At 74.6% G+C, this 378-nt stretch carries 1 protein-coding gene; it reads left to right on the forward strand.

Annotation, left to right across the window (positions count from 1 at the left end; genetic code table 11):
• The coding region (locus HA630_RS00250) for a response regulator (RefSeq protein ID WP_166831982.1) at window positions 1–378 on the forward strand (378 nt) is incomplete at both ends.

Below are 378 nucleotides of genomic sequence, written 5' to 3' on the forward strand. Positions count from 1 at the left end.
CCGTTCCGGGTGGCCCTGATCGACTGGCAGATGCCCGGCCTGGACGGGCTGGAAACCGCGCGCCGGGTGCCGGCGCTGGGCCTGCGCCAGCCGCCGCAGCTGGCGCTGGTCACCGCCTTCGGCCACGACGACGTGTACGCCCAGGCGCGCGAGGTGGGCATGCGCCACGTGCTGGTCAAGCCGGTCACCGCGTCGGTGCTGTTCGACACCCTGGTGGACGTGGTCAGCGCCCTGCCCAGCGGCCAGGCGCCCGCCCCGCAGCCCCAGCCGCACGGAGACCCCTGCGCACGGCTGGCCCAGCTGCGCGGCGCCCACGTGCTGCTGGTCGAGGACAACGACATCAACCAGCAGGTCGCCCGCGAGATGCTGCAGCAGGCC

The organism is Aquabacterium sp. A08 (assembly GCF_011742065.1).